The following is a 13,016-nucleotide window of genomic DNA, read 5'->3' as shown; positions in this document are numbered from 1 at the left end:
CGCCCGACCGGCACCCTTGCCCCCCGCCGAACCCCGGTGTCACCATTGGTCCGAAATTATCGGGACGGCACCGTGGAGGACGTATGGGGACGGGCACGAGGCGGACGGGCGGCGCGCTGGCGATCGGGGCGGCGGTCGCGGGCCTGGGCGCGGGGGCGAGCTGGCTGTGGCGGAACCAGGCCGCCGTCGCGTTCTCCCGGCCGGTCAACGAGTGGGCGTTCACCCACATGTCCGCGCTGCTGCCCACCGAGTCCGTGCCGCGCGCGCCCCTGCCGCGCCCGCTGCCCCTGGGGCGGGCGCTGCGCGGCTTCTCGTACGTGTACGGAGGCGAGCGGCGCACTCTTGCGGAGCTGCACGCGCGCACCCACACGACCGGGTTCGCCGTGTTGCACCGCGGCACGCTGGTGCACGAGGCGTACCCGGGGCGGTTCGCGTCGCCGCGCGCCAGGTTCCAGCTGTTCTCCCTGACCAAGTCGGTGACCTCGCTGCTCATCGGGGTGGCGCTGGAGGAGGGGGCGGTCGGGGCGCTGGACGACAAGGTGGTCTCGTACCTGCCGGAGCTCGCGGGCAGCGCGTACGACGGGCCGACGGTCGAGGACCTGCTGCACATGAGCAGCGGGGTGGAGTTCGTCGAGGACTACGCCGATCCCGAGTCGTCGTTCGCCCGGTTCGAGCGGGCGGTGTCCGGGGGCGGCTCGCTGCTCGGGGTGGTGCGATCGCTCGGCCGCGCGGCCGAGCCCGGCGGCACCTTCAACTATTCGACGGTGGACTCCCAGGTCCTCGGCTGGGTCCTGGAGGCGGCGACCGGCGAGACGCTCGCCCAGTACGCGTACGGCCGGCTGTGGAGCCGGATCGGCGCCGAGCGCGACGCGTACTACTTCCTGACCCGGGGCCGTCCGCGCACCGCGCTCGGCGGCGGCTCGCTGAACGCGGCGGTGCGGGACATGGCCCGGGTGGGCCTGCTCATGGCGCGCGGCGGCGAGCTGGACGGGCACCGGATCGTGCCCGCCGCCTGGACCGCGCGCAGCCGCGGCACCGGGCTCGCCCACCTGGCGCCCGGGGCGCTGGGCCCGGACCTGCCGCGGCACTACGGGTACGCGAACCAGTGGTGGACGCTGGACGGCGCCCGCCGGTCGTTCACCGGCATCGGCATCCACGGGCAGTACCTGTGGGTCGACCCGGACGCCGACGTCGTGGTCGTGAAGACCAGCGCGTGGCACACGGCGGAGGACGAGGAGAAGGACGCGGAGACGGTGGCCGCGCTGACCGCGCTGGTCGCGCACCTGGAGGCGGGCGCCTGATCCCCGGGGGCGGCCGGGGCCGGTCGATAGGATGGCGGGCATGAGCGCATCCCGGGCGAAAGCCGCACCGCAGGCCACGGCCCGGCGCGGTCGCCCGCCGTCCACCTCGCTCAATCAGGGCGTGATCCTGGACGCCGCGCTCGCCCTCGTCGACCGGGAGGGGCCCGACGCCCTCACGCTGCGCCGGCTCGGCGCGGACCTCGGGGCCAATCACACGGCGGTGCTGCGGCACTTCGCGGGCAAGGACGAGATCCTGCTCGGCCTCGCCGAGCGGCTGGTCGCGGAGGCGCTGGACGGATTCGCCCCGGCGGACGGCTGGCGGCGCACGCTGGAGTCGCTGGCCCGCCGGATGCGGGCGGCCTGCCTGGCCCATCCGCGGGTGGCCGTGCTCGTCGCCACCCGGGTCGCCCGGCGCGACGCCGAGTTCCGGGGCGCGGACGTCGTCATCGGCGCCCTGCGCGCGGCCGGGTTCGGGGACCGGGACGCGGCGCGCTACTACCGCTCCCTGGTCGACACCTCGCTGGCCCTCGCCGCGTACGAGGCGTCCGTCGGCGCGCTCGGCGGCGCCGCCCGGGACGGCGACCGGTCGGCGTGGCGGCGTGCGTACCTGGCCGTCTCCCCGGACCGCTATCCGGCGCTGGCCGCGGTCGCCCCGCATCTGGCCGCCGCCGACGAGGACGACCAGTTCGAGACGACCCTCGCGCTGCTCCTGGACGCGGTGGAGCTGCGGGCGGCCGGGCGCTGAGCCGCGGCCGGACGTTCCCCGGGCCGCCCCGCGACGGGCCGCCCCACGACGGGCCGCCCGCTCAGGTCGCCCGGTGACCGGCCGCCAACTCCTCGACCCGGCGGGCGAGTTCGAAGTCCTTCGCGGTGACGGCGCCGTCCGCGTCGTGGGTGTGCACGGCGAGCGCCACCGTGTGATGGCCGAGGGTGAGGTCGGAGTGGTGGTCGAGCTCCTCCTGGGTCTGCGCGATGTGCACGACCAGGGCCGTCGCGGCGAAGTGGCTGTCCAGGCGGTAGGTACGGGTGATCCGGTCGCCGTCGAGGGACCAGCCGGGCAGCTCGGCCAGGCGGTCCTCGACGTCCTTCTGGGAAAGCGGCTCTGTAGGCATGCCCCCAGCCTGCCACCACTTCCGGTTACGGTCTCCCCATGACGACCCCGGCGCGGACGACCCGGACGGCGGCGGCCCGCCGCGGCAGCACCTCCGAGGTGGGCCGGCTGCTGCGCGGCTGGCGGGAGCGGCGCCGCGTCAGCCAACTGGACCTGGCCCTGCGCGCCGACTCCTCCGCCCGGCACATCAGCTTCGTGGAGACGGGCCGCTCGCGCCCCAGCGAGGAGTTCCTGCTGCGGCTCGCCGAGCACCTGGACGTACCGGTGCGCGAGCGGAACGCCCTGCTGCTCGCGGCCGGTTACGCACCCCGCTTCTCCGAGACGTCCCTCGACGACCCCTCGCTGGGCGCCCTGCGCGCGGGCCTCGACCAGCTGCTGCGCGGCTACGAGCCCTATCCGGCGCTGATCGTCGACGCGACGTACGACGTGGTCGCATCGAACCGCGGCGTCGCGCTGCTGATGGAGCCGCTGCCCGAACACCTGCTGTCGGCGCGGCCGTTGAACGCGATGCGGCTGACCCTCCACCCGGAGGGCCTGGCCCCCCGGATCCGGAACCTGCGCGCGTGGCGCGGCCATCTGCTGGCCCAGATGGAACGCCAGATCGCGCTGGCCCGCTCGCCGGCGCTGCGCGCGCTCCACGCCGAGGTGTCCGGCTATCCGGTGCCGGACCGGGACGAGGATCCCGAACCGGCGGGCGGCGTGCCGTACTTCGCGCTGCCGATGATCCTGGAGCACGACGGGCAGGTGCTGTCCTTCGTGTCGTCGATCTCGACCTTCAACACCCCGATGGACGTGACCGTCGCCGAGCTGGCCGTCGAGACGCTGCTCCCGGCCGATCCGGCGACGGTGAAGTACCTCCGGCGCACCGCCGACTGAGAACGCCTCGCCGGACGGGCCCCGGTCGGCCGCCAGGCCCGGCGGACCGGGGGCGAGCGGGACGACGGAGCCGGTTCCGGCCCCGCGTGCACGGCCCCCGCGTGCCCGGCCCCCGCGTCCACGACCGTGCCCGGCGCCGACCGCCGACGCGCTCGCGCGGGCGGGGCCACGACCGAGGCCGTGCGGCTGCCTCCCCCGACGGCCGGTTTCCGACGCCGCTCACATGTCACCGCGGGTGACACGCCGGTTCCGCAACCCATCCGGCCCCGGTCGGCAGGTGCTCCCCCCGCGCGGCCCCTAGCGTGCGAAGGACGGATACCGAGGGAGCAGACGGTGACTGACACGACGGGCGCCCCGGCCGAGCCGGACGTGGCGCTGTTGAAGGCGGGCCGGTTCTTCCGGCGCGGCAAGGCGGCCGAGGACCTGCACAGCGTGCGGATCAAGGGCGGCAGGGACGGCGACGTCTTCTACCGGGACCGGTGGAGCCACGACAAGGTCGTGAACTCGACGCACGGCGTGAACTGCACGGGCTCCTGCCGGTGGAAGGTGTACGTCAAGGACGGCATCATCACGTGGGAGACCCAGCAGACGGACTACCCGAGCGTGGGCCCCGACCGCCCCGAGTACGAGCCGCGCGGCTGCCCGCGCGGGGCGGCGTTCTCCTGGTACACGTACTCGCCGACGCGCGTGCGCTACCCGTACATCAGGGGGGTGCTCCTAGAGCTGTACCGGGAGGCGAAGGCGCGGCTGAAGGATCCGGTGCTCGCCTGGGCGGACATCCAGGGCGACCCCGAGCGGCGCAGGAAGTACCAGCTGGCGCGCGGCAAGGGCGGTCTGGTGCGGGCCACCTGGGACGAGGCCGTCGAGATCGTCGCCGCCGCCCACGTGCACACCATCAAGACGTACGGGCCCGACCGCGTCGCCGGCTTCTCCCCCATCCCCGCGATGTCGATGGTGTCGCACGCGGCGGGCGCGCGGTTCATGTCGCTGATCGGCGCGCCGATGCTGTCGTTCTACGACTGGTACGCGGATCTGCCCGTCGCCTCGCCGCAGGTCTTCGGCGACCAGACGGACGTCCCCGAGTCGGGCGACTGGTGGGACGCGGCGTATCTGATGATGTGGGGCTCGAACGTGCCCGTCACCCGCACCCCGGACGCGCACTGGATGGCCGAGGCGCGCTACCGCGGCCAGAAGGTCGTCGTCGTGGCGCCGGACTACGCGGACAACGCCAAGTTCGCCGACGAGTGGCTGCACCCGCACCCGGGGACCGACGGGGCGCTCGCGCTCGCCATGGGGCACGTGATCCTCAAGGAGTTCTTCGTCGACCGGCAGACGCCGTTCTTCACGGACTACGTCAAGAAGTTCACCGACCTGCCGTTCCTGGTGACCCTGGACGAGCGCGACGGCGCCTTCGTCCCGTCGAAGTTCCTGCGCGCCGCCGACCTGGGCCAGGGCGGCGAGGGCGCCGACTGGAAGACGGCGGTGCTCGACGAGGCCACCGGGCGGCCCGCCGTGCCCAACGGCTCGCTCGGCTTCCGCTGGACCGACTCGGGCGCGGGCAAGTGGAATCTGGAACTGGGCAACATCAAGCCGCAGCTGAGCCTGCACGGCAGTGAGGTGGCGAGCGGCGTCGAGGTGCTGCTGCCGCGCTTCGACACCGACGGCGGCACGCACGGGCAGGGGCGCGGCGACACCGTGCGGCGCGGGGTGCCCGCGACCCGGCTCGGCGGCCCCGGCGGGCCGCTGGTCACCACCGTCTTCGACCTGCTCCTCGCCCAGTACGGCGTGGGGCGCGACGGTCTGCCCGGCGAGTGGCCCGCGTCGTACGACGACGACTCCTCCCCGGGCACGCCCGGCTGGCAGGAGGCGCACACCTCGGTGCCCGCCGCGAAGTGCGTCAAGATCGCCCGCGAGTTCGCGCGGACCGCGGAGAAGTCGCGCGGACGCTGCATGATCCTCATGGGCGCCGGCACCAACCACTGGTTCCACTCGGAGACGATCTACCGGGGTTTCCTGGCGCTGCTCCAGCTCACCGGCTGCCAGGGCCGCAACGGCGGCGGCTGGGCGCACTACGTCGGGCAGGAGAAGTGCCGGCCGGTGACCGGCTGGGCCTCGCTGGCCTCCGCGAACGACTGGTCGCGGCCGCCCCGGCAGATGATCGGCGCCGCGTACTGGTTCCTCAACACCGACCAGTGGCGCTACGACAAGTTCGGCGCCGACGTGCTCGCCTCGCCGCTCGGCAAGGGCGCCTTCGCGGGCATGACGGGCGCCGACTGCCTGGCCCTGTCGGCCCGTTCGGGCTGGATGCCGTCCTATCCGACGTTCGACCGCAACTCCCTGGACCTGGGCGAGCAGAGCGTCGAGGAGACCGTCGCCGAACTCAAGTCGGGCAGCCTCAAGTTCGCCTGCGAGGACCCCGACGCGCCCGAGAACTGGCCGCGCGTGCTCACCCTGTGGCGGGCCAACCTGCTCGGCTCCTCGGCGAAGGGCGCCGAGTACTTCACCAAGCACCTCCTCGGCACCCACTCCTCGCTGCGCGCCGAGGAGGCCGCCCCCGAGGAGCGGCCGACGACGGTGACCTGGCGCGACCAGGCTCCCGAGGGCAAGCTCGACCTGCTGCTCTCCCTCGACTTCCGCCAGACGTCGTCGACGCTGCTGTCCGACGTGGTGCTGCCCGCCGCGACCTGGTACGAGAAGCACGACCTGTCGTCGACGGACATGCACCCCTACGTGCACTCCTTCACTCCGGCGGTGGACCCGCCGTGGCAGGCCCGCACCGATTTCGACACGTTCAAGGCGCTCGCGGAGAAGCTGAGCACGCTCGCGGCGGGCCACCTGGACACGCGCAAGGACCTGGTCGCGGCGCCGTTGCAGCACGACACCCCGGGCGAGATCGCGCAGCCCGGCGGGGTCGTCCTGGACTGGCGCAAGGGCGAGTGCGAGCCGGTGCCCGGCAGGACGCTGCCGAACCTGGTCGTCGTCGAGCGGGACTACACGGCGATCGGCGCCAAGTTCGGCTCGCTGGGCCCGCTCGTCGAGCGGCTCGGCCTGCCCGCCAAGGGCATCACGCTCAAGCCCGACCAGGAGGTCGAGGAGCTGCGCGAGCGCAACGGCGTGGCGCGCGGCGGGGTCGCCGACGGCCGTCCGCTGCTCGACACGGCGGTCAAGGCGGCGAACACGATCCTGGCGCTGTCCGGGACCACCAACGGGCGCCTGGCCACCCAGGGCTTCCACACCCTGGAGGCCCGGACCGGGCAGGAGATGGCGCACCTGGCCGCCGAGCACGAGGGCAAGCGCGTCACGTACGCGGACACCCAGGCGGCCCCGGTGCCGGTGATCACGTCGCCGGAGTGGTCGGGCAGCGAGTCGGGCGGGCGCCGCTACACCGCGTTCACCCTCAACACCGAGCATCTGAAGCCCTGGCACACCCTCACCGGACGCCAGCACTTCTTCATCGACCACGACTGGATGCACGAGCTGGGCGAGGCCCTGCCCGTGTACCGGCCGCCGCTCGACATGAACCGGCTCTTCGGCGAGCCGAACCTCGGGCCGGACGGCGAGAAGGAGGTGACGGTCCGCTACCTCACCCCGCACAACAAGTGGTCGATCCACTCCGAGTACCAGGACAACCTGTTCATGCTGGCCCTGTCCCGCGGCGGCCAGTCGATCTGGATGGCCCCGCAGGACGCCGAGTCGATCGGCGTCGAGGACAACGACTGGATCGAGGCGGTCAACCGCAACGGCGTGGTGGTGGCCCGTGCGATCGTCTCGCACCGGATGCCGGCCGGCACGGTCTACATGCACCACGCGCAGGAGCGCACGGTCAACGTGCCGAAGGCGGAGACGAACGGCAGGCGCGGCGGCATCCACAACTCGCTCACCCGGCTGATCCTCAAGCCGTCCCATCTCATCGGCGGATACGCCCAGCTGAGCTGGGCGTTCAACTATCTCGGCCCGACGGGCAACCAGCGGGACGAGGTCACCGTCATCCGGCGCCGCTCGCAGAAGGTGGAGTACTGAACCCATGCGCATCATGGCTCAGATCGCGATGGTCATGAACCTCGACAAGTGCATCGGCTGCCACACCTGCTCGGTCACCTGCAAGCAGGCGTGGACCAATCGCAACGGCATGGAGTACGTCTGGTTCAACAACGTCGAGACCCGCCCCGGGCAGGGCTACCCGCGCCGCTACGAGGACCAGGAGAAGTGGCGCGGCGGCTGGGAGCTGAACAAGAAGGGCGCCCTCCAGCTGAAGGGCGGCGGCCGCTTCAAGAAGCTGCTGGGCATCTTCTCCAACCCCAAGCTGCCGGAGATCAAGGACTACTACGAGCCCTGGACGTACGACTACAAGAACCTGACCGACGCGCCGCTCGGCGACGACTATCCGGTGGCGGAGCCGCGCTCGCAGATCACCGGCAAGCCGATGAAGATCGAGTGGTCGTCGAACTGGGACGACAACCTGGGCGGCGCGACGCGGTACGGCGACCTCGACCCGATGGTGGAGAAGACCCGTCAGCAGGCCGCGGACAAGGTGAAGTTCGCGTTCGAGCAGACCTTCATGTTCTATCTGCCGCGGATCTGCGAGCACTGCCTGAACCCGTCGTGCGTGGCGTCCTGCCCGTCGGGCGCGATGTACAAGCGCGAGGAGGACGGCATCGTCCTCGTCGACCAGGACAGCTGCCGCGGCTGGCGGATGTGCGTGACCGGCTGCCCTTACAAGAAGGTCTACTTCAACCACCGCAGCGGCAAGGCCGAGAAGTGCACGATGTGCTACCCGCGGCTCGAGGTCGGGCTGCCCACGGTCTGCTCGGAGACGTGCGTGGGCCGGCTGCGCTATCTCGGTGTCATCCTCTACGACGCCGACAAGGTGACCGAGGCGGCCCGGACGAAGGACGATCACGCCCTGTACGAGGCCCAGTTGGGCGTCTTCCTCGATCCCGAGGACCCGGAGGTGCGGCGCGCCGCCGAGCGGGCGGACATCCCCTTCGACTGGATCGAGGCGGCCCGCCGCTCCCCGGTGCACGCGCTGATCAGCAAGTACAAGGTGGCGCTTCCGCTGCACCCGGAGTACCGGACGATGCCCATGGTCTGGTACATCCCGCCGCTGTCCCCCGTCGTCGACGCGCTCACCGAGACCGGGCACGACGGCGAGGACGTGGCGAACCTGTTCGGCGCCATCGACACCCTGCGCATCCCCCTCGAATACCTGGCGGAGATCTTCACCGCCGGTGACGTGGGGCCCGTGCGCTCCTCCCTGGAGAAGCTCGCGGCGATGCGCTCCCACATGCGGGCCATCAACCTCGGCGACCGGCCCGACCCGGCCATCTCCGAACAGGTCGACATGTCGGCGGTGGAGATCGAGGAGATGTACCGCCTCCTCGCCATCGCCAAGTACGAGGACCGCTACGTCATCCCGACCGCGGCCATCGGCGACGCGCAGCGCCTGGAGGAGTCCGCGCTGCCCGACTCCTGCTCGCTCGACTACGAGGACGGGCCGGGCATGGGCGGCGAGGGCCCCTTCGGCGCCGACTCGGGGTCCACGACCGGCGGCCGCAAGCTGCTGCCCGTCGTCTCCGTGGAGAGCTTCCACCTCACCAAGCGCCGCCAGACCGCCGACGACCCGGAGGAGACCTGATGACGGACCGGACGTCCCTGCTGTTCCAGGCCGCCGCGCTCTGCCTCACCTATCCGGACGAGGAGCTGTACGAGCGGCTGCCCCTGGTGCGGGCCGCGGCCCCCCGGCTCGCGCCGTTCGTCGACCACGCCGAGGCGACCTCCGTGCAGGACCTGGCCGCGCACTACGTCCAGGTCTTCGACTTCAAGAACCGGCACAGCCTCTACCTGACGTGGTGGCGCGACGGCGACACCCGCAGGCGCGGGATGTCGCTGGTGGAGATGAAGGAGATCTACCGCGAGCACGGTCTGGAGTTCACCGGCGAGGAGCTGCCGGACTACCTGCCGGCGGTCCTCGAATTCTCCGCCCAGGCCGGCCCGTTCCTCCTGGAGGAGCACCGCAGCGGCATCGAACTGCTGCGCCTGGCCCTCACCGAGCACGGCACCCCGTACGCGACCGTGCTCTCCGCGGTGTGCGGGGCGCTGCCCGGCGCCTCCCCCAAGGACCGGGCGGCGGCGCTCGCGCTCGCCCGCTCGGGCCCGCCCCGCGAGGAGGTGGGTCTCGAACCCTTCGCAACCCTGCCGCTGATGGTGAAGGAGCACGCCCCGTGACCACCCTCCTGTGGGGCGTCCTGCCCTATGTCGCCGTCGTCCTGCTGATCGCGGGCACGATCTGGCGCTACCGCTACGACAAGTTCGGCTGGACCACGCGCTCGTCGCAGGTCTACGAGTCGAAGCTGCTCAACGTCGCCTCGCCGGTCTTCCACTACGGCATCCTGTTCGTCCTCGCCGGCCATCTCGTCGGCCTGTTCGTCCCGATGTCGTGGACGGACAAGGTGGGCGTCAGCGAGCACACGTACCACATGTTCTCGCTGATCGGCGGCACCTTCGCCGGCGTCCTGACGGTCTGCGGGATCTTCCTGCTGCTGTTCCGCCGCCGCTTCAAGGCGCCGGTGTTCAAGGCCACCACGCGCAACGACAAGCTCATGTACCTCGTGCTGCTCGCCGCGATCGTGCTCGGCATGACCGCCAAGCTGACCCACGCCTCGGGCGACGGCTACAACTACCGCGAGTCGATCGGCCCGTGGTCCCGCAGCCTGTTCACGCTCAGCCCCGACATCGACCTGATGCACGGTGTGCCGGTGCTCTACCAGATCCATGCGGTGGTGGGCATGTCACTGATCGCGCTGGTACCGTTCACCCGGCTCGTGCACATGTTCAGTGCCCCGGTGCATTACCTGTTCCGTCCGTACGTGGTCTACCGCAGCCGCGACCCGCGGCGCCTGAGCGCGAGGCCGGAGCGGCGTGGGTGGGAGCGCACCGGTTCCTGATCCGTGAATTCGTGGGGGGCGTGGAGAGGTGAGTGAACGTCGGCCCGCCCCCACCGTGGGCCAGGTCGTGCTCGGCAGGCGCCTGCGCGACCTGCGGGAGGCGGCGGGGCTCAAGCGGGACGAGGCGGCCCGCGCGCTGCGGGTGGCCGCGGCGACGATCCGCCGGATGGAGACCGCAGAGGTCGCCCTGAAGATCCCGTACGCACAGATGCTGCTGGAGCTGTACGAGGTCCCCGAGCCGGAGATCGAGGCGTTCGTCGCGCTCGCCGAGGAGGCGAACCTGCCCGGCTGGTGGCAGCGCTACCACGACGTGCTGCCGGACTGGTTCAGCCTGTACGTCAGCCTTGAGGGCGCGGCCGAGATGATCCGCTCCTACGAGCCGCACTTCGTGCCGGGGCTGCTCCAGACCGAGGAGTACGCGCGGGCGGTCTTCGACGCGGGCACGGTGGGGCGCTCGACCCCGGCCGACATCGACCGGCACGTGGCGCTGCGGATGGCCCGCCAGTCGCTGCTGGCCCGCGAGGACGCACCGCACCTGTGGATCGTGATGGACGAGACGGCGCTGCGCCGTCCGCCCGGTGACGCGGCGCTGCTCCGCGGCCAGCTGGACCGGCTGATCGAGCGGGCGCGGCTGCCCCATGTGACGCTCCAGCTCGCCGAGTTCGCGTCGGGCCCGCACCCGGCGACGTTCGGCCCGTTCAGCCTGTTCCGCTTCCCGGTGCGCGAGCTGCCCGACATGGTCTTCAGCGAGTACGTGACCGGCGCCCTGTACCTGGACTCCCGCGAGGAGGTCGGCGTGCACCTGGAGGTGCTGGACCATCTGGCGGCCCAGGCGGCGAGCGCGGAGCGGACCCTGGAGATCCTGAAGAAGATGCGGGCCGAGCTGTAGCCGTCAGGCGGCTCCTCGCGGGCCGTCCTCCTCGTCGTCCACGATCTCGGCGTCGACCACGTCGTCGGCGGGCGGCCCGTCCTGCGGCGCGGCGGCGCCGGCCTGCGCGTACAGGGCCTGGCCCATCCGCCGGCTGACCGCAGCCAGCCTCCGTGCGCCGTCCTGGAGGGCGGTGATGTCCGGCGCGTCGCCGGCCAGGGTGTCCTTCAGCTCCCGCACGGCGGTCTCGACGTCGGCCCGGATCCCGGCCGGCACGCGGTCGGCGGTGTCGTGCTCGCGCAGGAACTGTTCGGTGCGGTGGACGAGTTGCTCGGCCTCGTTGCGGGTCTCCGCCGCCGCCCGCCGGGCGCGGTCCTCGTCGGCGTGCGCCTCGGCCTCCCGCATCATGCGCTCGATCTCGTCCTCGGGCAGGGCCGAGCCGCCGGTCACGGTCGTCCTCTGCTCGCGCCCGGTCGCGAGGTCCTTCGCCGACACGTGCATGATCCCGTCGGCGTCGATGTCGAAGGTCACCTCGATCCGCGGCACGCCGCGCGGCGCGGGCGGCAGCCCGGTCAGGTCGACGACGCCGAGCTTCTTGTTGGAGGCGGCGATCTCGCGCTCGCCCTGGAAGACCTGGATGCCGACGGAGGGCTGGTTGTCGGCGGCGGTGGTGAAGGTCTCGGAGCGCCGGGTGGGGATGGTGGTGTTGCGTTCGATCAGCCGGGTCATGAGGCCGCCCCTGGTCTCGATGCCGAGCGACAGCGGTGTGACGTCGAGGAGCAGCACGTCCTTGACGTCGCCGCGGATGACTCCGGCCTGGAGGGCGGCGCCGACGGCGACCACCTCGTCGGGGTTCACGCCCTGGTGCGGGTCCTTGCCGGTCAGTTCCCGCACGAGTGCGGTGACGGCGGGCATCCGGGTGGAGCCGCCGACGAGGATCACGTGGTCGATGGCGGACAGGTCGACGCCCGCGTCCCGCACCGCCCGGTGGAACGGCGCCCTGCACCGGTCGAGCAGGTCGGCGGTGAGTTCCTGGAACCGGGTGCGGGTCAGTTTCTCGTCCAGGTGCAGCGGGCCGTCCGCGGTCGCGGTGATGTAGGGCAGGTTCACGCTCGTCGCGCCGGCCGAGGACAGCTCGGTCTTCGCCTTCTCGGCGCCTTCGCGCAGCCGCTGCACGGCCATCTCGTCCCGGCCGAGGTCGATGCCGTGCGCGTTCTCGAACCGCCGGACGAGGTGGTCGACGAGGCGCTGGTCCCAGTCGTCGCCGCCGAGCCGCGTGTCGCCGTCGGTGGCCCTGACCTCGATGACGCCGTCGGCCATCTCCAGCAGCGAGACGTCGAAGGTGCCGCCGCCGAGGTCGAGGACGAGGACCGTGCGTTCGTCGCCCTTGTCGAGTCCGTAGGCCAGGGCGGCGGCGGTCGGCTCGTTGATGATGCGCAGCACGTTCAGGCCGGCGATGCCGCCGGCCTCCTTGGTGGCCTGCCGCTGGGTGTCGTCGAAGTGGGCGGGCACGGTGATGACGGCGTCGGTGACGTCCTCGCCGAGGTGGGCCTCGGCGTCGCGCTTGAGCTTCTGGAGGACGCGGGCGGACAGTTCCTGGGCGCGGTAGCGGTGTCCGTCGAGGGCTCCGCCCGGCGGGAAGTGCCAGTCCGCCTCGCCCATGTGGCGTTTGACGGAGCGGGCGGTGCGCTCGACGTTGGTGACGGCCTGCCGCTTGGCGACCTCCCCGACGAGCACGTCCCCGTTCTTGGCGAAGGCGACCACGGAGGGCGTGGTCCGGGCGCCCTCCGCGTTGGCGACGACGGTCGGGTCGCCGCCCTCCAGCACGGCCACCACCGAGTTCGTCGTGCCGAGATCGATACCGACCGCACGCCCCATGACGTGACTCCTGTCCCCTGGGTGACCCGCTCACGTCG

Annotated in this window: 10 protein-coding genes; 8 read left to right on the top strand and 2 right to left on the bottom strand. The window is 72.1% G+C overall.

The window, feature by feature from the left end; translation table 11 throughout:
- Positions 1 to 83 precede the first annotated feature (83 nt).
- Together ACIP5K_RS31500 and ACIP5K_RS31495 are read left to right on the top strand one after the other, a co-directional pair.
- Complete coding sequence (locus ACIP5K_RS31500; RefSeq protein ID WP_401415023.1) at positions 84 to 1,301, top strand: serine hydrolase domain-containing protein; 1,218 nt, start codon at positions 84 to 86, stop codon at positions 1,299 to 1,301.
- A gap of 40 nt (positions 1,302 to 1,341) precedes the next feature.
- On the top strand, positions 1,342 to 2,046 hold the full coding sequence (locus ACIP5K_RS31495; RefSeq protein ID WP_401415021.1) for a TetR/AcrR family transcriptional regulator: 705 nt from the start codon (positions 1,342 to 1,344) through the stop codon (positions 2,044 to 2,046).
- Positions 2,047 to 2,107: 61 nt separating this feature from the next.
- Here the strand turns inward: ACIP5K_RS31495 and ACIP5K_RS31490 are convergent, their stop codons facing one another.
- The gene (locus tag ACIP5K_RS31490; protein WP_401415019.1) at positions 2,108 to 2,413 is read right to left on the bottom strand and encodes a 4a-hydroxytetrahydrobiopterin dehydratase; all 306 of its coding nucleotides are present in this window, start codon (positions 2,411 to 2,413) and stop codon (positions 2,108 to 2,110) included.
- 38 nt (positions 2,414 to 2,451) lie between these two features.
- Here ACIP5K_RS31490 and ACIP5K_RS31485 point away from each other — a divergent pair, with 38 nt between their 5' ends.
- The 6 genes from ACIP5K_RS31485 to ACIP5K_RS31460 all read left to right on the top strand — a co-directional run bounded on the left by ACIP5K_RS31485 (position 2,452) and on the right by ACIP5K_RS31460 (position 11,121).
- Positions 2,452 to 3,288: a helix-turn-helix domain-containing protein gene (locus ACIP5K_RS31485; protein WP_401415017.1), complete on the top strand. Its 837-nt coding sequence runs from the start codon at positions 2,452 to 2,454 to the stop codon at positions 3,286 to 3,288.
- A gap of 333 nt (positions 3,289 to 3,621) precedes the next feature.
- Positions 3,622 to 7,308: a nitrate reductase subunit alpha gene (locus ACIP5K_RS31480; RefSeq protein WP_401415015.1), complete on the top strand. Its 3,687-nt coding sequence runs from the start codon at positions 3,622 to 3,624 to the stop codon at positions 7,306 to 7,308.
- Positions 7,309 to 7,312: 4 nt separating this feature from the next.
- Complete coding sequence (gene narH, locus ACIP5K_RS31475) at positions 7,313 to 8,923, top strand: nitrate reductase subunit beta (protein WP_401415013.1); 1,611 nt, start codon at positions 7,313 to 7,315, stop codon at positions 8,921 to 8,923.
- On the top strand, positions 8,923 to 9,513 hold the full coding sequence (narJ, locus tag ACIP5K_RS31470) for a nitrate reductase molybdenum cofactor assembly chaperone (protein ID WP_401415012.1): 591 nt from the start codon (positions 8,923 to 8,925) through the stop codon (positions 9,511 to 9,513). Before narH ends, narJ begins: the two co-directional genes overlap by 1 nt.
- Positions 9,510 to 10,232, top strand: coding sequence for a respiratory nitrate reductase subunit gamma (gene narI / locus ACIP5K_RS31465; RefSeq protein WP_401415010.1), 723 nt, complete (start codon positions 9,510 to 9,512; stop codon positions 10,230 to 10,232). The genes narJ and narI overlap by 4 nt, the downstream gene beginning before the upstream one ends.
- A gap of 28 nt (positions 10,233 to 10,260) precedes the next feature.
- Positions 10,261 to 11,121 (top strand): helix-turn-helix domain-containing protein, encoded by an 861-nt coding sequence (locus ACIP5K_RS31460; protein ID WP_401415008.1) that lies wholly within the window; start codon positions 10,261 to 10,263, stop codon positions 11,119 to 11,121.
- Positions 11,122 to 11,124: 3 nt separating this feature from the next.
- Here ACIP5K_RS31460 and dnaK read toward each other — a convergent pair whose 3' ends face one another.
- On the bottom strand, positions 11,125 to 12,978 hold the full coding sequence (gene dnaK / locus ACIP5K_RS31455) for a molecular chaperone DnaK (protein ID WP_401415006.1): 1,854 nt from the start codon (positions 12,976 to 12,978) through the stop codon (positions 11,125 to 11,127).
- Positions 12,979 to 13,016 lie beyond the last annotated feature (38 nt).

Origin of the sequence: Streptomyces sp. NPDC088785, from assembly GCF_044750685.1 — a bacterium.
Taxonomy (GTDB): Bacteria; Actinomycetota; Actinomycetes; order Streptomycetales; family Streptomycetaceae; genus Streptomyces.
Note: the sequence above shows the minus strand (reverse complement) of the source record. Positions and strands in the feature narration are given on the sequence as shown.

Bases quoted from the DNA above. Each gene is read 5' to 3' on its own strand.
- ACIP5K_RS31500 (WP_401415023.1), top strand. From the start codon at position 84: ATGGGGACGGGCACGAGGCGGACGGGCGGCGCGCTGGCGATCGGGGCG.
- ACIP5K_RS31495 (WP_401415021.1), top strand. From the start codon at position 1,342: ATGAGCGCATCCCGGGCGAAAGCCGCACCGCAGGCCACGGCCCGGCGC.
- ACIP5K_RS31490 (WP_401415019.1), bottom strand. From the start codon at position 2,413: ATGCCTACAGAGCCGCTTTCCCAGAAGGACGTCGAGGACCGCCTGGCC.
- ACIP5K_RS31485 (WP_401415017.1), top strand. From the start codon at position 2,452: ATGACGACCCCGGCGCGGACGACCCGGACGGCGGCGGCCCGCCGCGGC.
- narH (WP_401415013.1), top strand. From the start codon at position 7,313: ATGCGCATCATGGCTCAGATCGCGATGGTCATGAACCTCGACAAGTGC.
- narJ (WP_401415012.1), top strand. From the start codon at position 8,923: ATGACGGACCGGACGTCCCTGCTGTTCCAGGCCGCCGCGCTCTGCCTC.
- dnaK (WP_401415006.1), bottom strand. From the start codon at position 12,978: ATGGGGCGTGCGGTCGGTATCGATCTCGGCACGACGAACTCGGTGGTG.